The 20,706-nt window shown below is 71.9% G+C and carries 15 protein-coding genes, 3 pseudogenes and 1 riboswitch; of the genes and pseudogenes, 13 read left to right on the top strand and 5 right to left on the bottom strand.

Annotated elements, in window-relative coordinates; all coding sequences use genetic code 11:
• Nucleotides 1-55 precede the first annotated feature (55 nt).
• From metX to MUU72_RS00880, 6 genes and pseudogenes are all read left to right on the top strand, one after another.
• Entirely contained in the window at nucleotides 56-1,171 is a 1,116-nt protein-coding gene (gene metX, locus MUU72_RS00905; RefSeq protein WP_248011108.1) for a homoserine O-acetyltransferase MetX, read from the top strand.
• Between the two features lie 85 nt (nucleotides 1,172-1,256).
• Complete coding sequence (locus tag MUU72_RS00900) at nucleotides 1,257-2,003, top strand: SDR family oxidoreductase (RefSeq protein ID WP_248011107.1); 747 nt, start codon at nucleotides 1,257-1,259, stop codon at nucleotides 2,001-2,003.
• Between the two features lie 68 nt (nucleotides 2,004-2,071).
• Nucleotides 2,072-2,998, top strand: coding sequence for a D-cycloserine synthetase (dcsG, locus tag MUU72_RS00895; RefSeq protein WP_248011106.1), 927 nt, complete (start codon nucleotides 2,072-2,074; stop codon nucleotides 2,996-2,998).
• Complete coding sequence (locus MUU72_RS00890; protein WP_372502930.1) at nucleotides 2,995-3,912, top strand: DMT family transporter; 918 nt, start codon at nucleotides 2,995-2,997, stop codon at nucleotides 3,910-3,912. The genes dcsG and MUU72_RS00890 overlap by 4 nt, the downstream gene beginning before the upstream one ends.
• 219 nt (nucleotides 3,913-4,131) lie before the next feature.
• Nucleotides 4,132-6,024: pseudogene (locus MUU72_RS00885) on the top strand (polymorphic toxin-type HINT domain-containing protein); the annotation flags it as partial.
• A gap of 167 nt (nucleotides 6,025-6,191) precedes the next feature.
• Nucleotides 6,192-6,596 (top strand): hypothetical protein, encoded by a 405-nt coding sequence (locus MUU72_RS00880; RefSeq protein ID WP_248011104.1) that lies wholly within the window; start codon nucleotides 6,192-6,194, stop codon nucleotides 6,594-6,596.
• A 153-nt stretch (nucleotides 6,597-6,749) separates the two neighbouring features.
• Here MUU72_RS00880 and MUU72_RS00875 read toward each other — a convergent pair.
• Nucleotides 6,750-7,526, bottom strand: a pseudogene (locus tag MUU72_RS00875) (tyrosine-type recombinase/integrase); the annotation flags it as partial.
• On the opposite strand from MUU72_RS00875, the gene MUU72_RS00870 reads away from it, so the two are divergent.
• The 4 genes and pseudogenes from MUU72_RS00870 (at nucleotide 7,509) to MUU72_RS00860 (ending at nucleotide 9,532) form a co-directional block, all read left to right on the top strand.
• Nucleotides 7,509-7,673, top strand: a complete 165-nt coding sequence (locus tag MUU72_RS00870; RefSeq protein ID WP_308403759.1) for a hypothetical protein — start codon at nucleotides 7,509-7,511, stop codon at nucleotides 7,671-7,673. The pseudogene MUU72_RS00875 and the gene MUU72_RS00870 overlap by 18 nt on opposite strands.
• Before the next feature lie 156 nt (nucleotides 7,674-7,829).
• Complete coding sequence (locus MUU72_RS00865; RefSeq protein ID WP_282503504.1) at nucleotides 7,830-8,186, top strand: hypothetical protein; 357 nt, start codon at nucleotides 7,830-7,832, stop codon at nucleotides 8,184-8,186.
• A 142-nt stretch (nucleotides 8,187-8,328) separates the two neighbouring features.
• Nucleotides 8,329-8,460 (top strand): annotated as a pseudogene (locus MUU72_RS35980) (DUF7848 domain-containing protein); the annotation flags it as partial.
• A gap of 565 nt (nucleotides 8,461-9,025) precedes the next feature.
• Nucleotides 9,026-9,532: a hypothetical protein gene (locus MUU72_RS00860; RefSeq protein ID WP_248011102.1), complete on the top strand. Its 507-nt coding sequence runs from the start codon at nucleotides 9,026-9,028 to the stop codon at nucleotides 9,530-9,532.
• 396 nt (nucleotides 9,533-9,928) lie between these two features.
• Here the strand turns inward: MUU72_RS00860 and MUU72_RS00855 are convergent, their stop codons facing one another.
• The gene (locus tag MUU72_RS00855) at nucleotides 9,929-11,602 is read right to left on the bottom strand and encodes an NRAMP family divalent metal transporter (RefSeq protein ID WP_248011101.1); all 1,674 of its coding nucleotides are present in this window, start codon (nucleotides 11,600-11,602) and stop codon (nucleotides 9,929-9,931) included.
• Between the two features lie 297 nt (nucleotides 11,603-11,899).
• Nucleotides 11,900-12,071, bottom strand: a riboswitch (M-box (ykoK) riboswitch).
• 151 nt (nucleotides 12,072-12,222) lie between these two features.
• Between MUU72_RS00855 and MUU72_RS00850 the strand changes: the two genes are divergently transcribed.
• The 3 genes from MUU72_RS00850 (at nucleotide 12,223) to MUU72_RS00840 (ending at nucleotide 18,801) form a co-directional block, all read left to right on the top strand.
• Nucleotides 12,223-13,008, top strand: coding sequence for a hypothetical protein (locus MUU72_RS00850; protein ID WP_248011100.1), 786 nt, complete (start codon nucleotides 12,223-12,225; stop codon nucleotides 13,006-13,008).
• Nucleotides 13,009-13,450: 442 nt separating this feature from the next.
• Nucleotides 13,451-17,401, top strand: coding sequence for an epsilon-poly-L-lysine synthase Pls (gene pls / locus MUU72_RS00845; RefSeq protein ID WP_248011099.1), 3,951 nt, complete (start codon nucleotides 13,451-13,453; stop codon nucleotides 17,399-17,401).
• Entirely contained in the window at nucleotides 17,398-18,801 is a 1,404-nt protein-coding gene (locus MUU72_RS00840) for a M1 family metallopeptidase (protein WP_248011098.1), read from the top strand. The genes pls and MUU72_RS00840 overlap by 4 nt, the downstream gene beginning before the upstream one ends.
• A 50-nt stretch (nucleotides 18,802-18,851) precedes the next feature.
• Here the strand turns inward: MUU72_RS00840 and MUU72_RS00835 are convergent, their stop codons facing one another.
• The 3 genes from MUU72_RS00835 to MUU72_RS00825 all read right to left on the bottom strand — a co-directional run bounded on the left by MUU72_RS00835 (nucleotide 18,852) and on the right by MUU72_RS00825 (nucleotide 20,564).
• Complete coding sequence (locus MUU72_RS00835) at nucleotides 18,852-19,517, bottom strand: class I SAM-dependent methyltransferase (protein ID WP_248011286.1); 666 nt, start codon at nucleotides 19,515-19,517, stop codon at nucleotides 18,852-18,854.
• Between the two features lie 131 nt (nucleotides 19,518-19,648).
• A complete protein-coding gene (locus MUU72_RS00830; protein WP_248011097.1) occupies nucleotides 19,649-20,131 on the bottom strand; it encodes a DUF5709 domain-containing protein in 483 nt (160 codons plus the stop codon).
• Between the two features lie 22 nt (nucleotides 20,132-20,153).
• Nucleotides 20,154-20,564, bottom strand: coding sequence for a DUF2795 domain-containing protein (locus tag MUU72_RS00825; protein ID WP_248011096.1), 411 nt, complete (start codon nucleotides 20,562-20,564; stop codon nucleotides 20,154-20,156).
• Between the last annotated feature and the right edge of the window lie 142 nt (nucleotides 20,565-20,706).

Below are 20,706 nucleotides of genomic sequence, written 5' to 3'. Positions count from 1 at the left end.
CCCGCCACCCGACCCCGCCGCCCCGCGGCCCACCCACATCCGCCAGGAGACAGACATGAGGGAATTCGTCCCGCCCGCGGCCCGCTTCGTCGACCTCCCCGCCGGTTTCGCCATGCGGCGGGGCGGACGGCTGGACGGCGCGCGCATCGCCTACGAGACGGTGGGGCGGCTGGGCCCGGGGCGGGACAACGCCGTCCTGGTCCTGACCGGCCTCTCACCCGACGCCCACGCCGCCTCCCACCCGGCGGACACCAGACCCGGCTGGTGGGAAGCGATGGTGGGCCCGGGCAAGCCCGTCGACACCGACCGCTGGTACGTGATCTGCCTGAACTCCCTGGGCAGTTGCAAGGGGTCCACCGGGCCCGCCTCGCCCGCCCCCGGCACCGGTGAGCCGTACGGTCCGGACTTCCCGGAACTGTCCATGGAGGACATCGCCGACGCCGCCGCCCACACCGTGCGCGCCCTGGGCGTGGAGCGGCTGGCGTGCGTCATCGGCACCTCCATGGGCGGGATGAGCGCGCTGTCCCTGCTGGCCCGGCACCCCGGCCTGGCCCGCGGCCACATCAACATCTGCGGCGCGGCGCGCGCCCTGCCGTTCTCGATCGCGGTGCGCTCCCTCCAGCGGGAGGCGATCCGGTGCGATCCGCACTGGAACCACGGCCGCTACGACGACGCCTCCTACCCGGAGCGCGGGATGTTCACCGCCCGCAAGCTCGGCATGATGACCTACCGGTCGGCCCGGGAGTGGGAGAGCCGCTTCGACCGGGCCCGCATCGCGCCGGGGGCCCGGGCCGGCGACCCGCCCTTCGGCCACGAATTCCAGGTGGAGGCGTACCTGGAGGAGCACGCCCGGCGCTTCGCGCGCCGCTTCGACCCCAACAGCTACCTCGCGCTGAGCCGCTGCATGGACCGGTTCGACCTCGGCGAGTCGGGCGGCACCACCACCGATGCGGCGCTCTCCCGCATCCAGCTGGAGAAGGCCCTGGTCATCGGGGTCGAGACCGACATCCTCTTCCCCCCGCGGCAGCAGCGGCAGATCGCCGACGGACTCGCCGCGGGCGGCGCGGACGTCACCTTCCTGGCGCTGGACTCGCTGGAGGGGCACGACGCCTTCCTCATCGACACCGCCCGCTTCGGCACCCCCATCGCCAAATTCCTGACCGTGCTCTGAACGGCCCTTCCGGCCCGACCGAAACCCCTGCTTCCCGGCCCCCTGTCCCGCCGATCCGCCGTTTCCGCAACCCTGGAGGAACCGCATGCCCGACCGCCCACCCATGATCGCCCTCGTCACCGGTGCCAACCGGGGCATCGGCTTCGAGACCGCGCGGCAGCTCGCCGCCGCCGGCGTCCACGTCCTGCTCGCCGGCCGCGACCGCGAAGCCGTCACCGCCGCCGCGAAGACGCTGCGGGACGACGGCCGCACCGCCACCCCGCTCGTCCTGGACGTCACCGACCCGGCCGGCATCCGGGCCGCCGCCGCGGAGGTCGAGGCCGCCCACGGCCGCCTCGACATCCTCGTCAACAACGCCGGCATCCGGATCGAGGAGTACGGCCGGCAGCCGTCCGAGCAGCCGCTGGCGCAGTGGCGCGAGACCTTCGACACCAACCTCTTCGGAGCCGTCGAGGTCACCACCGCCTTCCTGCCGCTGCTCCGCAGATCACCGGCCGGACGCATCGTCAACGTGTCCAGCCTGCTCGGCTCGCTCACCACCCACACCGACCCCGAGTCGTACGCGTACAGCCCGATGTTCAAATCGCTCCCGGCCTACAGCGCCTCCAAGAGCGCGCTCAACTCCTGGACCGTGCACCTGGCCTACGAACTGCGCGGCACCCCGGTCAAGGTGAACGCCGTGCACCCGGGCTACACCAGGACCGGCATGAACGACGGCGAGGGCGACCTCGACGTCGCGGACGGCGCGCGGACGAGCGTGGCGATGGCGCTGCTCGGCGACGACGGCCCGACCGGCACGTACACCCACCGGGGGGAGACCGTCCCCTGGTAGCCGCCCCGCCGCCCCCGTCCCCCGGTTCACCCCCGTTCCCCCAGTCCTTTCCGTATGGGAGTTGCTCCATGGGCAACCATCTGGCTTTGGTCACCGATGGGGCCAGCCTCGTCATCGACTACGACATGCCCCTGCTGCTCGACGCCTGCCAGGCGGCCGGCGTCCGGGCCGAGATATGTTCCTGGCAGGACCCCGACATCGCCTGGGAGCGGTTCGACGCGGTCCTGCTGCGCTCCCCGTGGAGCTATGTGGAGAATTTGCCGCAGTTCCTGGAGTGGTGCGAGTACGTCACCGACGTGGTGCCGCTGTTCAACCCCCTGCCGGTGGTGCGGTGGAACCTCGACAAGCACTACCTCGCGGACCTGGCCGCCGCGGGCGTACCGGTCGTGCCGAGCGGTTTCGTGGCGCCGGGCGAGGACCCCGCGGCGGCGCTGCGGGCGTTCCTCGCCGGACCCGGCCGGGGCGCCGAGCTGGTGGTGAAGCCGACCGTCGGCGCCTACTCCCGGGACGTGCAGCGCTTCCCCCGCCAGGCCGCGGCCGAAGCCGCCGCGCACCTGGGCAAACTGCTCGACCAGGGCCGGCACGTCATCCTCCAGCCCTACCTGGACCGGATCGACCAGCACGGCGAGACCGACCTGATCTACTTCGACGGCGTCTACAGCCACGCCATCCGCAAGCGCGCGCTGCTGCTGCCGGACGGCACGGTCGACGAGCCGACGCAGGACGCCCGCGCGGCGCGGGCGGCCGCCGAGGACGAACGGGCGGTCGCCGCGGCCGCGCTGGACGCCGCCGCCGCCCACCTGGGCCTGCGCGAGCCGCTGCTCTACGGCCGCGTCGACCTCGTCCGCGACGCCGACGGCAAGCCGGTCGTCCTCGAACTGGAGCTGGGCGAACCCTCGTTGAGCATGCCGTTCTCGGAAGGCTCCGCCGCACGCTTCGCGCGGGCCATCGCCGAACGGCTGGAAGAAACCTCCCGCAAGCGGAAGAGCCGATAGCAGTGACATCGCAGCACAGTTCCCTCACCCCCCTCAGCACCACCACGGCGGCCGGGCCCGCCGGTGGCACGCTCTACGCGGCGCTGGGCGTCATCAGCTTCTCCTTCAGCTTCCCCGGCACGGTCTGGGCGCTCGACGGCTTCGGGCCGTGGAGCGCCATCGGGGTCCGCGGGGTCCTCGCCGCCGTCATCGCGCTCGCCGCGCTCCTGCTGACCCGGGCGCCGCTGCCGGCGCGCGCGGACTGGCCCGCGCTCGCCGTCGTCGCGGGCGGCTGCGCGGTCGGCTTCCCGCTGCTCACCACGCTCGCGCTACAGACCTCCTCCACCGCGAACTCGGCGGTCGTCATCGGCGCGCTGCCGATGGCCACGGCGGCGATCTCCGCGGTGCTCACCCGGCGCAGCCCGTCCAAGGTCTTCTGGGCCGCGGCCGGGATCGGAGCGGCGACCGTCGTCGTCTACACGCTGGCGCAGAACCACGGCCGGCCGACCGTCGCGGACCTCTACCTCTTCGGCGCCCTGCTGGTCTGCGCGGCGGGCTACGCGCAGGGCGGGCGGCTGTCCGCGCGCATGCCGGGCTGGCGCGTCATCGCCTGGGGCGTGGTGCTCGCGGCCCCCGTCAACCTCGTCGTGTCGCTGTGCGCGCTCCCGAACGAGCCGGTGCACCTCACCGCGAAGGCGGTGGCCGGCATGGCCTACATCGCGGCCGTCTCGCAGTTCGGCGGCTTCGTCGTCTGGTACAAGGGCATGGGCCTGATCGGTGTGGCGCGGGCCAGCCAACTCCAGCTGGCGCAACCGCTGCTGACCCTGGTGTGGGCCGTGCTCCTGCTCGGTGAGCACTTCACCGCGGCGGTGCCGCTGACCGCCGCCATCGTCCTCACCTGCATCGTGGTCACCCAACGGGCCCGGACCTCCTGAGGGACCGCACCGGGAAGGGGGCACCGGCACCGCCGGTGCCCCCTTCGGCGCGGGCGGCGGACCCCGGGCCGCGCAGCATGGACGGCTCGTTCGGGGGCGGTGCGGGGGCGCCGCGCGGGGAGCGGTACGGGCGCCGGTGGGCTGCCCCGTCCGGCGGCGGCCGGTGGGCGGGCCGGCGGGTGCCCGACCGCCCGCTGGCCGGTGCGGACGGCGCGGACGGTGCGGCGACCCGGCTACAAGTCCGCCACCTACACCTACGACCCGACCGGCAACACCGCCACCCGCACCCTCCACGGCGACAAGCAGACCCTCACCTGGGCCCCCGAAGGCCACCTGGCCAAGGTCACCGAACCCACCGGCGACAAGGGCACCAAAACCACCGCCTACGTCTACGACGCCGACGGCAACCGCCTGATCACCCGCACCGACACCAAAACCACCCTCACCCTCGCCGACCACACCGAAGTCACCCTCGACAAGGGCTCCGACACCCCCAAGGCCACCCGCTACCTCCCCCTCGGCGGCGGCAACCAGGCCGTCCTGTCCGACGACGGCACCTACACCCTCACCCTCGCCGACCACCAGGGCACCGGCCAACTCGCCGTCAACACCGCCAACCAGACCCTCACCCAGCGCCGCACCCTCCCCTTCGGCGGCCTCCGCGGCCCCGAACCCCCCGCCTGGCCCGGCACCAAGGGCTTCGTCGGCGGCACCAATGACACCGCCGACACCGGCCTCACCCACCTGGGCGCCCGCGAATACGACCCGGACACGGGCCGCTTCCTCTCCGTCGACCCGTTGATGGACCTGACGGAACCCCAGCAAATCAACGGCTACACGTACAGCAGCAACAGCCCGATCACCTTCAGTGACCCCACTGGCCTGATGAACGCCATCAACAACGGCGGCACCGGCTGCGACCCGGTCAACTGCCCGTGGCTGGAGTGGGGCACAAGCAAGGAGCGCCGCGATTTCCTGGACGCTCTCGCGGACAGCAACCCCCGGAAATATGGCCATTACCGAGCATCTCGGCCCAAGGCCGCCGTACTCCCCGGCCTCTACATCGATGCGACGTGGGGCCGCGCCGACGAGTTCACCGAACGCGTCTACGCCCGGGCCTCGAGCCAAAAGCTTTTCTACCAGGGCACGTTCAACATCGACCCGAGCGAGCCGATCACTCAGTGGACCCTGGCAGGTCTCCGGCTGGCGGTGTGTGCGGAGATGGCCAAACACTGCCAGCAAAGCCGCTTGGAGCTGATAGCCAACTCCATGGCCGCGGGTGCGCTTGCGGGCGTCGGTGGTGAGGGGCCTGCCGGACGCCTCGGAGGGCGCGGTTCCTCTCGGGGAGCCGGCCCCTGCTCCCACAGCTTCCTGCCGGACACCGAGGTAGCCCTCGCCGACGGCGAACACAAGCGCATCGAGGACGTCACAACCGGCGACAAGGTCATAGCCACCGACCCCGAGACCGGGAAAACCACCACCCGCCCCGTCGTCGCCACCATCATCACCAAGGACGACAAGGAATTCACCGACCTCACCATCCAAACCCCCTCCGGCAACTCCAGCATCATCGCCACCGACACCCACCCCTTCTGGTCCGTCGACCAGAAGGAGTGGATCGATGCCGGTGAGCTGAGCCCAGGCACCGAACTCCGTACACCCCAGGGCGCAACGGCCAAGCTCACAGCAGTCCGCCATTTCACGAAGCAGCAGCGAACCCACGACCTGACCATCGCGGGCACGCACACGTACTATGTGCTGGCGGGCGAGACTCCCGTGCTCGTGCATAACTCCGGAGGCTGCCCTGATCTGGATGCGCTTTCGCAGAGTGGAATGCGTCCAGCAAAGGGGAAGACGACTCATGCAGGCCGTGAATACCAGAAGCACATGAACCGCGGCGACCTTCCTGTGGTTCCCGGCAAGGAATTGAAGACCGCCGGGCAGGATTTGTTGGACGACATTCTAACCAATCCGCAAACCACTACGTCCGCTGTCAATTCCGGCAACTTCGCGGGCGGAACGCGGTATATCATGCCGGACCCTGCTGGTGGGCGCGGGATCGGTGCGACCTTCGACGCAAATGGGCAGTTCCAATACTTCGGGCGGTACTAGGCATGTTGGTAATCGAGCCGTGGGATGCAAAGGCGCGCGGCGACGCTAGTCTCGCTGACCTTCGGGGTGCGATCGCGGGGGCGTCTGTGAGTGCGGTCCGCTACGTAGTTCCGCAGGGGGAAACCTGGCCCGAAGGGCACAGGGAGGATCGTGCTCATGAAGTCGACATGGCCGTTGATCTGCTCATGAGCACCGGGGCTGCACTGTCCCTGTCCTGGGCGATGGATGGCCTCAACGAAGGGATGGCAATCGAGCTTAGGGAACCTGGAGAGTCGGACGCCGACTTGCCTGGGGACACTGTCGACGTGAGCGACCATGTCGATTGGGAGAGGTTCCTTGGGGCGGATATTGTGGAGATCAGTCCTGCCTGGCACGTTCCCAATGACGGGTGTCCTGAAATGCCGTGGGCGTATCGCCTTGGATTCTCCAATAAGTCAAGCCTGGTTATTGCTCTAGGTTCGGCTGAGGGGGAGGGGTTCACGTATATGCCTGACGAGCTGATCGTGTTCTTCGACGAGAGTCTCGCAGCTTCCTATACGATCCCGGCGAGTGATACTTCTTCGCGCGGATAGGTTGAACCGAGTCAAGGGGTTCGGTAAGCGCCTGGTGCGGTACGCCTAATAGTCGGAGTATTTGCATTGCTCGGGAAAATAGATTAATCAGGCCCCGCCGGAATGATCTCCGGCGGGGCCTGGCGTCTTGTGACGGCAACGGTGACGGCAACGTCAGCGGACGACGGCTGCGGTGGGCGGGTCGTCCGGGGCGTCGGTCTGGCTGAGGATGCCCCCGAGGGTGTCGATGGCCTGGCGTTGGAGGCGGAGCCGTACGTGGGCGTAGACACCGGCGGTGACGCCGATGTGGGCGTGGCCGAGGAGTTCCTTGATGACGACGAGGTCGACGCCTTGCTCCAGGAGCAGGGTGGCGGTCGAGTGTCGGAGGTCGTGGAAGCGGATCGTCCGAAGTCCTGCGTTGTGGAGGAGGCGGCGGAAGCGGCGGGTCAGGTTGCCGGGATCGAGCGGCCTGCCCTTCGGGGTAGTGAAGATGAGTCCGTTGTCCGTCCAGCTCGTTCCGGCCGCCTGGCGCTCTGCCTGCTGCTCTTCCTGGTGGATCTTGAGGGAGCTCAGGCATTCGGTGGGGAGGGCGATGCGCCGCTCGGAGGCCAGGGTCTTGGTATGCAAGACGGTCAGGCCCTGGCTTCGGGTGCGCTGGAGGGAGCGGTGGATGGTGGCGGTGCCGCCATCGAGGTCGAGGTCTTCCCAGTGCAGCCCGAGGAGTTCGCCCTTACGGAGTCCGGTGCGCAGAGCGAGTTCGTACAGGGCGTGAAGCCGGTCGCCGTTGGCCGCTTGAAGGAGTTGGCTGGCTTCGGCGGCGGTGAGGGGCTGGAAGCGCCTGGGGCGGGGCGCGGTTGTCTTGACGTTCCGGGCGACGTTGCGCGGCAGTTCGTCCTCGCGCACGGCGTGTTCCAGGGCGGACTTGAGGACCGCGTGGACGTACGTCACGGTCTGGCCGGTGTCCGCCATGCCTCCCCGGAATGGCTGCGGCACCAGCGGATGGCCGCCGAGACCATGCAGGAGATCCTCAAGAAGCCCAAGCGCACCCTCACCGCCGACATGCGCGAGATGGCAGACCACCTGGGCGTCGTCGGCTAACTGCCACGCAACGCAGCACTTTCCGCACTGTCCGTCACCAACTGCCCTGGCGCATGCATGGAGTGACGGCTCATCAGTACCTACGGTCTTGGTGTCTCAACCAGTGACCAGGCCCGGGGGTACACGGTGAACCAGCCCAGGAGCGACGTGGACCGCATGCGCCGCAGGGATCTCCACGACGCGGCAGCAGGACTGACCGGACCGCGCCTGCTGCCGTGGACCACCCCCGAGGGAAAACCCTGCTACCTCAGCACCGACGGCCACGGCTACCTCGCCAGCCTCGCCGACAACATCGAGTCGGTACAGATCGGCATGAGCAAGGAACTGCTGGAGTACGCCCGCGACACCACGGCCCCCGGCGCGAAGATCCTGACGGCCACCGAATACCGCTGGCTGGCCTGCCGGTTGACCGAAGCCCTCGCCGACGCGCTCCGGGTCGCCGACTCGCGCGGGCAACGCCTCCCCGACTCGGAGGGCGAAGCGGCGGAGGAAGGCGGGGACGGCGATGTCTGACAGCGCGGACATGCCGCCGCATGGCCTCGCCCGAGTCTGCTACCGATTCCGCGAATACCACGTGACCACCGCCCCGGACCCTCTGGCGCTGCCGGCCTTCACGGCGCTCTGAGTCACCGGCGAGGAACGCAACTGCGGCGCCACCTCCGGCGCCCTGCACACCCCGGACGAGCTGACGCGCTGGATCGCCGAACACTGCGCCGTCACCGGCCACCAGGACTACGAGCAGACCGTCCGCGCCATAGTCCGCGCCGAGCCCGGAGCCTGGCAGTAGAGTCCCCCTGCGCCGACAGCGCGCCAGCGGCAGCACCACCGCACGCTCCGCGCCCCTGACGGCAGTAGCGACGGCAACACCCACGGATTCCCCCGCACAACCACGGACACCGGCGGAACCCAAAAGCGCCGCTGATCTGCGAATACGCAGATAGAGAGGGGTCGCGCAGCACACGTACTATGTGCTGGCGGGGCAGACTCCGGTCTTGGTTCACAACAGCAACGGCTGCGTGAACTGGGCCTCCAACAGCGTTAAAACGTGGGGTCATACATTCAAGACTCATGGCGCCGGAACGAAGAACACGAAGGCTCTGACCGATCGAGCTCGTATCACCGGGAATCAGCAAGGCCAGTGGCTGGACAATGACGCCGCTGCAGAGTTCTTGAAGGGACTCCATGTCGAAGGAGCCGGGCCCAGGTCGGTGCGCATTCCGGACGGGTTGGGGCAGGTGATTATGTCGGATGGGAGTATCGTCCAAGTGCGGGCCGCTACCATCGTCCCGAGTCCAAATGGGTTGTACAAGACGGGATTCCCGATCATTGGTCCGAACTAGGAGGCTGGAGAGATGAGCTTCTCTGTGTCGTTCAATCCGGCCGTGCCGACTGGTGCTGTGGCTGTCGCTTCAGCGGGTCTGGAGCCGGGTGACGATTACGAAACCCTGGTCATGGAGGCGTGTAGCGTCCTCTCTGACGCTGGAGGCAGCACATTCCACATTGGCGGCTTCGGGAGTGATGAGTGGCCGCTCGATGTCGCGTATGACTTGTCTGCCTTCATGGAGCAGCTCCCGTCGCTTCTGGTGGGTGTGCGCGACCGTCGCGAAGTCGAAGTTGACCTCTACTCGCAAGGCATCGAGAGGACTTTGACTTTCCGTCCAAGCGGGGATCTCGTGGTGATTCACTGCGATTCGCGGACCAAATGGGTTCCAAGCCCAGAGCGCGAGAGCGTTGCGCGGAGTGAGCTAGTCGCGATGCTCTCGAAATTGGCCGAAGACTTCGCCAGAGGGTTGAAGGCGATCAATTCCGAACTGTCGGAGGTCGCGCCGTTCGAACGTTGGCTGGAGGGTGAGGTGTAGCCTCGCTGCCCGATCCCGCGACCCTCGCGCTGGATAGCCGCAGCAAAGTTGAAACCCCGTCAGGTGTGTCCTGGCGGGGCTTCTGCATGGGGTGACGGCAGTAGTTGACGGCAACGTCAGCGGACGGCGGCTCCGCACAGCGGCGGGTCCTCGTCGCGCAGCGCCCTTCCCTCCCCTCCCCGCCCCGCCGAAGCCCTCGGGGGACGAGGAGGAGGGGAGGGGAGGGCGCAACGGGGCCCGGCGGAAGGCCCCCCGGTAGGAGTCCGGTGCGCGAGGGAGGTCAAAGTGTTGCCCCGAACCGGAACGGGGGTTTCCCCGGGCCGGAGCCGGGCCGCTCAGGTGCCCGGTCACCACCGGTGGCCGTCAGGAGGGCCCGCCGCTCAGCGCCCCATCCCCTCACTGCCCCATCCCCACCTCCACCAGCTTCACCACGACCAGCACCATCGCCACCAGGAGATACGTCCGCAGGGCGGTCAGGCCGGCCTTGCGGGTGGGGGAGAAGGTCGGGGCGGGGAGGGTGGCGAGGGGCGGCATGCGCCAGTCGGCACGGGGGGTGTCGGCGGGGTGGGGGGAGGGGGCCGCCGGGCGGGGGTGGGGGGATCGCCTGCCGCGCCGCTGCCGCAGGGCGGCGTAACCCAGCAGCAGGACGCCCGCCGTGCCGCAGCAGGCCATGATGGTCAGGATGGCGCCGGCGCCGAGGTCGGGGAAGAGGACCGCGGCGGTGAGGATGACGGAGAGGGTGACCAGGACGGCGACGACGAGGGACGTGAAGGCGTTCGTGGCGCGGCCGTTGACCCAGGGTCCGAGGACGGCCTTGTCGTTGCAGAGCAGGAGCAGGAAGACCGAGGCGGACGGCAGCAGCACGCCGGCGAGGGTCTGCACGCCCTCGGTGAGCAGGCCGAGCGGGGAGCCGGGGATGAGGACGATCGCCGCGGCGGCCGCGACCAGGCCCGCGTAGACGGCGTAGAAGCCCTTGGCGCCCTTGATGCCGCGGTGCAGGGAGTGTCGGATGCCGAACACGTCCCCGATGGCGTACGCGGTGGACAGCGAGACCGCGAAGGCGCCGATGATCGAGGCGTCCAGGAGGGCGATCGCGAAGAGCACCCCGGCGAGCTTGCCGGCGTGCGCGGCCAGGCCGTGGGCGATCCCGGCGGTGTCGGTGAACGCGCCGGCGCCGGACGTGCCGGCGAAGGCCGCGGCGGTGCAGCCCATCAGGGCGGCGGCGCCGATCACGACGACCGCGATGCCGATCCACAGGTCGGCCTTCTCATAGGACAGGAAGCGCGGGGTGATGCGCTTGTCGATGACGTAGGACTGCTGGAAGAAGAGCTGCCAGGGGGCGACGGTGGTGCCGACGATGCCGATGATCAGCAGCATGACGGTGGACAATCCGCCGGGGCCGTCCGGGAGTTGGGGGACGACGAAGTCGTGCGCCAGTTGGCCGGTGGGCGGGTGGACGAGGAAGTAGAGGGGCACCAGCAGCAGGGAGGCCGCGCAGAGCGCGATGGCGACCCGTTCGAAGCGGCGGAACGAGCCGGTGAACGCGGAGGCGATGATCACGGCGGCGGCGAGCAGGACCGCGGCGGCCCGGGGCAGGCCAAGGTACCCGGCGGCCAGGGTGATGCCGATGAACTCCGTGACCAGTGTCAGGGCGTTGAGCAGGAACAGGTCGATGACGGAGAAGGCGCCCCAGAACTTCCCGAAGCGCTCCAGGATCAGGCGGGCGTGGCCGACCCCGGTGACGGCGCCGAGCCGCAGCACCATCTCCTGGTTGACGTACAGGACGGGGATGAGCAGGAGCAGGGTCCACAGCAGGTGGGTGCCGTAGTTCTGGCCGGCCTGGCCGTAGGTGGCGAAGGCGCCGGCGTCGTTGTCGCCGACCATCACGATCAGGCCGGGGCCGACGACGGCCAGCAGGGTCTTGAGCTTGGCGGACAGGCCCTTGCGCGGGGCGGTGTCGTCGTGCCGGATGGTGCCCAGCGCGCCGCGGATGTCGCCGGTGTGGGCGTCGTCCAGGACGGCGGTGGCGCGCGGGGCGGGGTGCGCGGAGTGGACGGTGGTCTCGGTCATGGCTACCTTCCGGATCCCCGGTGGGGGACGGGTCGGTGGCGCGGGGCAGCCGTCCTCCCTGCGCGGACGCGCAGCACGGCGGCCCGTCGCGGCACGGGGCCGCACGGGGGCGTGACACGGCGGGAAGCCGCGCAGGGAAGGTGGTTACCGCGTGCCGGAAGAATGCGAGGGCAGGCGGAAATGGGGCCGATGATGGCCCGGACTACTGCAATCCATGTCTCTCGCCTCCTTCCGGCCGGGGCGCGCCGGGCGCGCCGTCGTCGATCCGGCAAGGAGCGGACCGGTCGCCGTCGACCGGTGCCACCCCTACTCGTCAGAGCTTTGGCACGACACGGCGTAGTCCCCCGAGGGGGCAGCCACCTGGGGTCACCCCTTGGGCCGGGGAGACCTGTCCTGATCCGGAGCGTCTCTCGACGGGTGGGATCAGTGGCCTGTGTCCGTGGCGACGCCTCACCGAACGAGGTGCTCGCTTCGTCAATCCTCTGGAAGTGTAGACCCTCGGAGAGGCTCACTTGCGCAATCGTGCAAGTTTTGACCCGCTCTTCACCACGCGGCCACCCGGTTCCGCCGCGCGGACCGGACGCTGGACACCGCCGCGGTGCCGGGTGAGCATGAGCCGCATGTCCCAGGAGGAGTCCGGGCCCGGTGAGCCGGGCCGTCCCGGAAGTGAGGCCGAGCGGCTGGACCGCATCGAGGAGCTGCTGGCGCCCGTCGTGTCGGGGGTGGAGGCGGCCGGGCGGCGGCTGCGACCCCCGGCCTGGCGGCGGGTCACCCGCGGTGAGCCCCGCTGGCCGTCGACGGTCGCGGTCCTGGTGGCGGTGGTCCTCCAGTGGCTGCTGCCGGAGCGGCTGGCGATCCACCCGGCGTGGCTGCTGCCGGGGCTGGAGACGGCGCTGGTGCTGGTGCTGGTGGCGGCCGACCCGTACCGCATCGAGCGGGTCTCGGCGCTGTACCGGTGGGTGGGGCTGGCCCTGATCGCGCTGATCAGTACGGCCAACGGCTGGTCCGCGGTGCTGCTGGTGGCCGGTCTGGTGCGCGGGACGGAGGGCAGCGACGCCGGCCAGCTGCTGGTGACCGGCGGCGGCATCTGGCTCACCAACGTCATCGCCTTCGCGCTCTGGTACTGGGAGTGGGACCGCGGCGGCCCGGTCGCCCGGGCGCACGCGGTGCGGCGCTACCCCGACTTCCTCTTCCCGCAGATGGCGACGCCGGAACTGGCCCCGGAGCACTGGGAGCCGCAGTTCGCCGACTACTTCTACCTGTCCTTCACCAACGCCACCGCGTTCAGCCCGACCGATGTGATGCCGCTGACCCGCTGGGCGAAGCTGCTGATGCTCCTCCAGTCCGCGGTCTCGTTGCTGACGGTCCTTCTGGTGGTGGCGCGGGCGGTGAACATCCTCAAGTAGCGTGCGGCCGGGCCGGATCGGGAAGGTGACGGACCGGTAGGTGTGACGGGCGCGTTGCGAGGGTATGGCGGTGTCATGACGGCCTGATGAGGCCGCCATGAGAAACCGATGAACACTTGCGCGGTTGCGCAATTAATTGGCCAAGGCTTGACCGCGGGACCCGTAACCGATCGGCCGCAAGGCTCTGACCTGCGGTTTCGTCGTGACCGGGAGGGGTTCCCGAAAACAATCCCCGCCCGGAGTCAATTCTTTCCCACGTCGTGGTCAGGCGCCGCGGCCGGTTTCCCGGCGCCGTCTGCCCGAGGGGCCGGTGGCCGCGTTCACAGCACGTTCGATTAGCGGATTTCGGATACCGGCACGCGAACCGCCGCCGGACCGGCGGCATCTGTAGGGGCGAACGTCCGAGGGTTTCCACCCACCGGCACCGAACAGAGGCATATCGATGTCGTCGCCCCTTCTCGAATCGTCCTTCGAGCCGTCCGAGCCCCTTCCCGAACGGGCCGTATACCGCACCGCCGGCACCCCGGCCCCGCGGACCCTGCTCGACGTGCTCGACGCCACCGCCGCCGCACACCCGCAGGCGATCGCCCTGGACACGGGCACCGAGGCGCTCACCTACCGCGACCTGTGCACCGAGACCGAGCGCCGCGCCCGGCAGCTCAGGGACCGCGGGATCGGCCCCGGCGACCGGGTCGGAGTCCGCGTGCCCTCCGGTACCGCCGAGCTGTACCTGTCGATCCTCGCCGTGCTGCGCAGCGGCGCCGCCTACGTCCCGGTCGACGCCGACGACCCCGACGAGCGGGCCGCCACCGTCTTCGGGGAGGCCGCCGTCTGCGCCGTCCTCGGCCCCGGCGGCCCCGCCGACGGCCCGGCCCGCCCCGCCGGCGCACCGCGCCCGCCCGGCCCCGCGGACGACGCCTGGATCATCTTCACCTCGGGTTCGACCGGCGCGCCCAAGGGCGTCGCGGTCAGCCACCGCTCGGCCGCCGCCTTCGTCGACGCCGAGGCCGGCCTGTTCTGCCAGGACCGCCCGCTGGGCCCCGGCGACCGGGTGCTGGCCGGGCTGTCGGTCGCCTTCGACGCCTCCTGCGAGGAGATGTGGCTCGCCTGGCGGCACGGCGCCTGCCTGGTGCCCGCCCCGCGCTCCCTGGTCCGGGCCGGGCACGAACTCGGCCCCTGGCTGGTCGAGCGCGGGATCACCGTGGTCTCCACCGTGCCCACCCTCGCCGCCCTCTGGCCCGACGAGGCGATGCGCCGGGTCCGGCTGCTGATCGTCGGCGGCGAGGCGTGCCCGGCCGGGCTGGTGGACCGCTTCGCCCGGCCCGGCCGCGAGATGTGGAACACCTACGGCCCGACCGAGACCACCGTCGTCGCCTGCGCCGCCCGCCTGCTGCCCGGGGAGCCGGTCCGCATCGGCCTCCCCCTCGCGGGCTGGCAGCTCGCCGTCGTGGACCCGGCGGGCCGCCCGGTCGCGCACGGTGAAGAAGGCGAACTGATCATCGGCGGGGTCGGCACCGCCCGCTACCTCGACCCGGTCAAGGACGCCGACCGCTTCCGGCCCGACACCGTCCTGGCCACCGCCCGCGCCTACCGCACCGGCGACCTCGTACGCGCCGAACCCGAGGGCCTGCTCTTCCTCGGCCGCGCCGACGACCAGGTCAAACTCGGCGGCCGCCGGATCGAACTGGGCGAGATCGACGCCGCGCTGGCCGCCCTGCCCGGCGTCCGCGGCGCCGCCGCGGCCGTCCGGACCACCCCGGCCGGCACCCAGCTCCTGGTCGGCTACGTCGTCCCCGCGCAGCGCACCGCCGACGGCTCCAGCTTCCAGCAGGACAAGGCCAGGGCGCTGCTCCAGGAACGGCTCCCGGCCCAACTGGTGCCGGTCCTCGCCGAGGTGGACAGCCTGCCCACCCGGACCTCCGGCAAGGTCGACCGCGCGGCGCTGCCCTGGCCGCTGCCGTCCGCGCCCGCCGCCGACGGCCCCGCCCCCGAACTGCACGGCACCGCCGCCCGCCTGGCCGGCGTCTGGGAGGAACTCCTCGGCGTCCGGCCGGGACCGGACAGCGACTTCACCGCCCTCGGCGGCACCAGCCTGGCCGCCGCCCGGATGGCGTCGATGCTCCGCGCCCACCACCCCGGCGTCTCGGTCGCCGACCTCTACCGCCACCCGGTGCTCCGCGACATGGCCGAGCACCTCGACTCGCTCGGCGGCCCGGTCGGCGAGGCCCGCCCGGTCCGCCCCGTCCCGCGCCGCGCCGCCGCCGTCCAACTCCTCGTCCAGACCGCGCTGTACGGCGTCGCCGGTCTGCGCGGACTGGTCGGACTGGCGCTCGCCGACAACGTGCTGGGCCTGCTCGCCCCGCACGTCTGGGCCCCGCACACCGCCTGGTGGCTGGTGATCGCGGGCTGGGTGGTGCTCTTCAGCGCCCCCCTGCGGTGCGCGATCGGCGCGCTGGCCGCCCGCGCGCTGGCCGGCACCATCCGCCCCGGCGCCTACCCCCGCGGCGGCGCCGTCCACCTGCGCCTGTGGACCGCCGAACGCACCGTCGCCGCCTTCGGCGTGCCCTCCCTCCTCGGAACCCCCTGGGCCCGGCTCTACGCCCGCGCCCTGGGCTGCACCACCGGACGCGACATCGCCCTGCACACCATGCCGCCGGTCACCGGCCTCGCCGAACTCGGCGACGGGTGCAGCGTCGAACCCGAGGCCGACATCTCCGGCTGGTGGCTCGACGGCGACACCCTGCACATCGGCGCCGTCCGGATCGGCCCCGGCGCCCGGGTCGCGCACCGCAGCATGCTGATGCCCGGCGCCGCCCTCGGCGCGCACGCCGAGCTCGCCGCCGGCGGCTGCCTGGACGGCACCGTCCCCGACGGCGACCGCTGGACCGGCTCCCCGGCCCGCCCGGCCGGCGCCGCCGAACGGATCGCCGGCCCCGCCTGGCCCGCGCCCCGCCACCGGCGCTCCCGCCGCTGGACCGCCGCCTACGGACTCACCCTGCTCGGCCTGCCGCTGCTCGCCCTGCTCACCGCCGCCCCCGCGCTGATCGCCGCGTACTTCCTGGTCCGCGACTGCGCCACGCTGTCCGCCGCGACGCTCCGCCTGCTGGCCGCCGCCCCCGCCTTCGCGCTGGTCACCACCGGCTGCTCCATCCTGGTCACCGCCGCGGCGGTCCGGATCCTGGGCCGCGGCATCACCCCGGGCCTGCACCCGGCCACCGGCGGCGTCGCCTGGCGGGCCTGGCTGGTGACCCGTCTCCTCGACGGCGCCCGCGGCAGCCTCTTCCCGCTCTACGCCAGCCTCGCCACCCCGCACTGGCTGCGCCTGCTGGGCGCCCGGGTCGGCAAGCACGCCGAGATCTCCACCGTGCTGCCGCTGCCCTCCCTCCTGCACGTCGAGGACGGCGCCTTCCTCGCCGACGACACCCTCGTCGCCCCCTACGAACTCCGCGGCGGCTGGTTGCGGCTGGGCACCGTCCGGATCGGCCGCCGGGCCTTCGTCGGCAACTCCGGCATCGTCGACCCCGGCCACGACGTCCCCGACCACAGCCTGGTCGGCGTGCTCTCCAACGCCCCCGCGCACGGCGAACCCGGCCAGTCCTGGCTCGGCCGGCCCGCCATGCCGCTGCCCCGGGTCGCCGCCGAGGCCGACCCGGCCCGCACCTTCGCCCCGCCGCGCCGCCTGGTCGCGGCCCGCGCCGCCGTCGAACTGTGCCGGATCCTGCCGCTGATCTGCGGCGTCGCACTCGCCGAGGGCGTACTCCTCACCGAGCAGGACGCCTTCGCCACCGGCGGCCTCGGCCTGGCCGCGCTGGTCGGCGCGCCGCTGCTGCTCGCCGCCGGGCTGACCGCCCTGCTCACCACCACGCTCGCCAAGTGGCTGCTGGTCGGCCGGTTCACCACCGGCGAACACCCGCTGTGGTCCGCGTTCGTCTGGCGCAACGAGCTCTACGACACGTTCGTGGAATCCCTCGCCGTGCCCTGGATGGCCGGCGCCTTCACCGGCACCCCGGTCCTCAACTGGTGGCTGCGCACCCTGGGCGCCAAGATCGGGCGCGGGGTCTGGCTGGAAAGCTACTGGCTGCCCGAGACCGACCTGGTCAGCCTCGGCGACGGGGTCAGCGTCAACCGCGGCTGCGTCCTACAGACCCACCTCTTCCACGACCGGATCATGCGGCTGGACGCCGTCCGCATGGCCGAGGGCGCCTCGCTGGGCCCGCACGGCATCGTGCTCCCCGGCACCGACGTCGGCGCCCGCGCCTCGATCGCGCCGTCCTCCCTGGTCATGCGCGGCGAGACGGTCCCCGCGCACACCCGGTGGGGCGGCAACCCGATCGCCGGCGCCCGCCCGCCGCGCCCCGCCGCGGCCCCCGCGCAGGGCGGTGCGGCGGCATGACCCGATGCAGCCGCCGCGCCCTGCTCCGGGGCGCCGCACTGCTCCCGCTCGCCGCCACCGTCGCGGACGGCCTGGCCGGCCCGGCCACCGGCCGCTACTTCCCGCGCCACGGCACCCACGCCCACGACACCCTCTCCTACGACCTGCACCTGGACTACCGGCCGGCCGGTGCGAGCCTCGACGGGCGGGCCCGCATCGAGGCGGTGGCCAACGAGCCGCTGGACCGGGTCGAACTGGACCTGTCCCGGCTCACCGCGCACACCGCCCGGATCGACGGGACCCGGGTCCGGGCCCGCCAGCAGCAGGGCAAGCTCTACCTGGCCACCCCGCGCCCGCTGGCCGCCGGCACCCGCTTCACCGTGGAGATCGGCTACCGCGGCCGCCCCCGGCCGGTCCGCTCCCCGTTCGGCCCGATCGGCTGGGACCGCACCGGCGACCCGCACGGCGGCACCCTGGTCGCCTCCCAGCCGCTCGGCGCCCCCTCGTGGTTCCCCTGCAACGACCGCCCGGACGACAAGGCGGCCTTCACCTTCCGGATCACCGTCCCGCACGGCCACCACGCGCTGGCCAACGGCACCCTGTGCGAACGCCGCCGCACCGGGCACCGCGAGTGCTGGACCTACCACCACCCCGGCCCCATGGCCCCCTACCTCGCCGCGCTCTACACCGGCCGCTTCCGGCACGACAGCGGCACCGCCCACATCGGCCCGGACCACCCGCCGGTCGCACTGCACAACGCCTACCCGGCGTGGATGGCGCAGGAGGCGGCGTTCGACCTGGCCCGCCAGCCGGAGATGCTCCGCGCCTTCGCCGGCTGGTTCGGCCGCTACCCGTTCGAGGCGTACGGGGCGGTGGTGGTGGACGCCGAACTCGCCGCCCCGGTCGAGAACCAGACCCGGTCGGTCTTCGGCAGCAACCACATCGACGGGCAGCGCGGCGCCGAGACCCTGGTCGCCCACGAGATCGCGCACCAGTGGTTCGGCAACAGCGTCAGCCTGCGCGACTGGCGGGACATCTGGCTCAACGAGGGCTTCGCCACCTACGCCGAGTGGCTGTGGTCCGAGCACATCGGCGAGGACTCCGCCGACGAGATCGCCCGGCACGAGTGGCAGGCGCTGCGCGCACGGCCTCAGGACCTGCGGATCGCCGACCCCGGCCAGCGCCGGATCTTCGACGACCGGATCTACGTCCGCGGCGCCTGCGCCCTGCACGCGCTCCGCCGGGCCGTCGGCGACAGCCGGTTCTTCGCGCTGCTCCGCGACTGGCACGGCGCCCACCGCGGCGCCAGCGCCGACACCGCCGCCTTCCTCGCGCACGCCGAACGCAGCGCCGGGCACCCGGTCCGGCCGCTGCTGCACTCCTGGCTCTACGAGAAGCCGCTGCCCGTCCTGGCGGCCTGATCCCCCGCGCCCCGGCGGCGGCCCGTGCCGCCGCCGGGGGACAGCCGGACTCACCCTCTGCGCCGCACCTTCAGCACCGCGTCGACCCGCTCGACCGGCTGCCCGTCGCCACCGGTGCGGGTGTGCGCGACCTCCTCGCTGCGCTGCACCTCCCACTCCTGCTCCGGGAGCGCCAGCGCCGCCAGTACCTCACCGGTCGACGGGAAGCGCTCCACCGGGTGCGCGGGGTCGTGCGCGTGCCCGTGCTCCCACGGCGGCGCCCCGGCGTGCCCGACGATCAGCAGGACGCCCCCAGGTGCCACCGCGGACGCCGCGGCCCGCAGGATGCCCGCCCGGAACACCTCCCCGGGCGCGTGCAGGAACTGCGCCGACACCAGGTCGAAACCGCCCTCGGGGAACGAGGCGGTCAGATCGTGCCGCTGCCACTCGATCCGGTCCGCGACCCCGGCCGCCGCCGCCTGCGCCGCGGCCCGGTCCAGCGCCACCGACGAGACGTCGACGGCGGTCACCCGCCAGCCCTGCCGGGCCAGCCAGATCGCGTCGGCGCCCTCGCCGCACCCCAGGTCCAGCGCGGTCCCCGGGGCCCGGCCGCCGACCTCGCGTACGAGAGCGGCGTTGGGGTTCCCGCTCCAGATCCGGTCCTGTTCCGCGTACCGGGCGTCCCAGAACTCCTCGTCCGGCACCGCCGTGCCGGTGCCGCCGCTGCCGTGCGCCATGGACGTGCTCTCCTTCGTGTCGGTCACGGGGAGAGCTTCCGGCGGCCGGCGGCCACACGGCAAAGTCCGTTGCCGTTCCCGCAACGAAGCGGAGGGTTTTCTCCGGATGCTTTCGCGGGTCGGCGGGAGGTTCAGACCTCGTCCTCGACCGTTCCGCCCACGTCGTGGGCGATGTGCACCGCGGCCTCCTCGGCGGACGCCGCACCCCCGTCGATGCCGACATCGCGGCCGATGATGTCGTTGCTGCCGCCCCCGCGCCAGAACCCCTCGTCGGAACCGACGAGCCGCCCGGCGCGCTCCTCGCCGACCTGGTCGTCGTACGGCTCCCCGGCGCCGTCCGGCAGATCGCCGATCCCGTCGCCGTCGGGGGTGCGGATGTCCGGCAGCTCCACGGAGAGCCGGTGGGCCAGGGACTCGCGCTCGTGCTGCTCGCGCGCGGTGGTGCCCTCGTGGTTCACCACGAACGGGCGCTCCGGCGGCGAGTAGCCGGTGTCCATGGCCTCGTCCAGCCCCGGCTCGTCCAGGGCGTCCTCCATGTCGAGGTCGTTGGGGATGTCCTGCGGATCGGATGCGGGCGGCTGGTAGACCTCGTCGCCCATGGCGTCGTCGGGCATCTGCCGCCCTCCTCCTCTGCCCTCAGGAGCGCCGGTCCTCGGTGCCCAGCCCGAGCGATTCGGCGATTCCCTGCACATTGCTGTACCGGTGGTGGGCGGGCAGGTGCTCGGCCATCGACACCAGGCGGTCCGGTGCGTGGTTGCGGCGCAGGGCGCGGATGATGTCGCCCCGCTCGGCCGGGTAGACGCTGCGGCCCAGGTACTGCGCCAGCTCCGAGCGGAGCCCCACGTCCTCTTCGGACATCCCGTGCGGCGTGCCGCCGCGGTAGGTGCTCTCCGGTGCCGGTGCCACCGCCGGCTGGTCCTCACCGGCCGGCTCCAGGTCCCGGCTCTCGTCCGCGCGCAGCGAACGGTCCGCGGCCATCTGGCTCCGAAGCTGCTTCTTCATCATGTCGTCCCGGGCGGGACCGGTCTTGTCCATACCGTGTTCCATGACGCTGCCTCCGTTGCCTTCTGTTCCAGTCTCCCTTTTCCCCCCGCCCTGACAACACGGCGGAGGAGGGGTACGGGGGACGCGTACCACGCAGGCGGGGCCCGAACACCCCGCCGCCCGCCGCTCCCGGGATCCGGGGAGC

The organism is Streptomyces rhizoryzae, assembly GCF_023155275.1.
GTDB lineage: Bacteria > Actinomycetota > Actinomycetes > Streptomycetales > Streptomycetaceae > Streptomyces > Streptomyces rhizoryzae.
This window is presented reverse-complemented; position numbering and strand designations above follow the sequence as displayed.

Coding starts and splice junctions, on each gene's coding strand:
- MUU72_RS00830 (WP_248011097.1), bottom strand. CDS start 20,131: ATGCCCGACGACGCCATGGGCGACGAGGTCTACCAGCCGCCCGCATCC.
- MUU72_RS00855 (WP_248011101.1), bottom strand. CDS start 11,602: ATGACCGAGACCACCGTCCACTCCGCGCACCCCGCCCCGCGCGCCACC.
- dcsG (WP_248011106.1), top strand. CDS start 2,072: ATGGGCAACCATCTGGCTTTGGTCACCGATGGGGCCAGCCTCGTCATC.
- MUU72_RS00900 (WP_248011107.1), top strand. CDS start 1,257: ATGCCCGACCGCCCACCCATGATCGCCCTCGTCACCGGTGCCAACCGG.
- MUU72_RS00825 (WP_248011096.1), bottom strand. CDS start 20,564: ATGGAACACGGTATGGACAAGACCGGTCCCGCCCGGGACGACATGATG.
- metX (WP_248011108.1), top strand. CDS start 56: ATGAGGGAATTCGTCCCGCCCGCGGCCCGCTTCGTCGACCTCCCCGCC.
- MUU72_RS00880 (WP_248011104.1), top strand. CDS start 6,192: ATGGCCGTTGATCTGCTCATGAGCACCGGGGCTGCACTGTCCCTGTCC.
- MUU72_RS00865 (WP_282503504.1), top strand. CDS start 7,830: ATGCGCCGCAGGGATCTCCACGACGCGGCAGCAGGACTGACCGGACCG.
- MUU72_RS00840 (WP_248011098.1), top strand. CDS start 17,398: ATGACCCGATGCAGCCGCCGCGCCCTGCTCCGGGGCGCCGCACTGCTC.
- pls (WP_248011099.1), top strand. CDS start 13,451: ATGTCGTCGCCCCTTCTCGAATCGTCCTTCGAGCCGTCCGAGCCCCTT.
- MUU72_RS00835 (WP_248011286.1), bottom strand. CDS start 19,517: ATGGCGCACGGCAGCGGCGGCACCGGCACGGCGGTGCCGGACGAGGAG.
- MUU72_RS00860 (WP_248011102.1), top strand. CDS start 9,026: ATGAGCTTCTCTGTGTCGTTCAATCCGGCCGTGCCGACTGGTGCTGTG.
- MUU72_RS00850 (WP_248011100.1), top strand. CDS start 12,223: ATGTCCCAGGAGGAGTCCGGGCCCGGTGAGCCGGGCCGTCCCGGAAGT.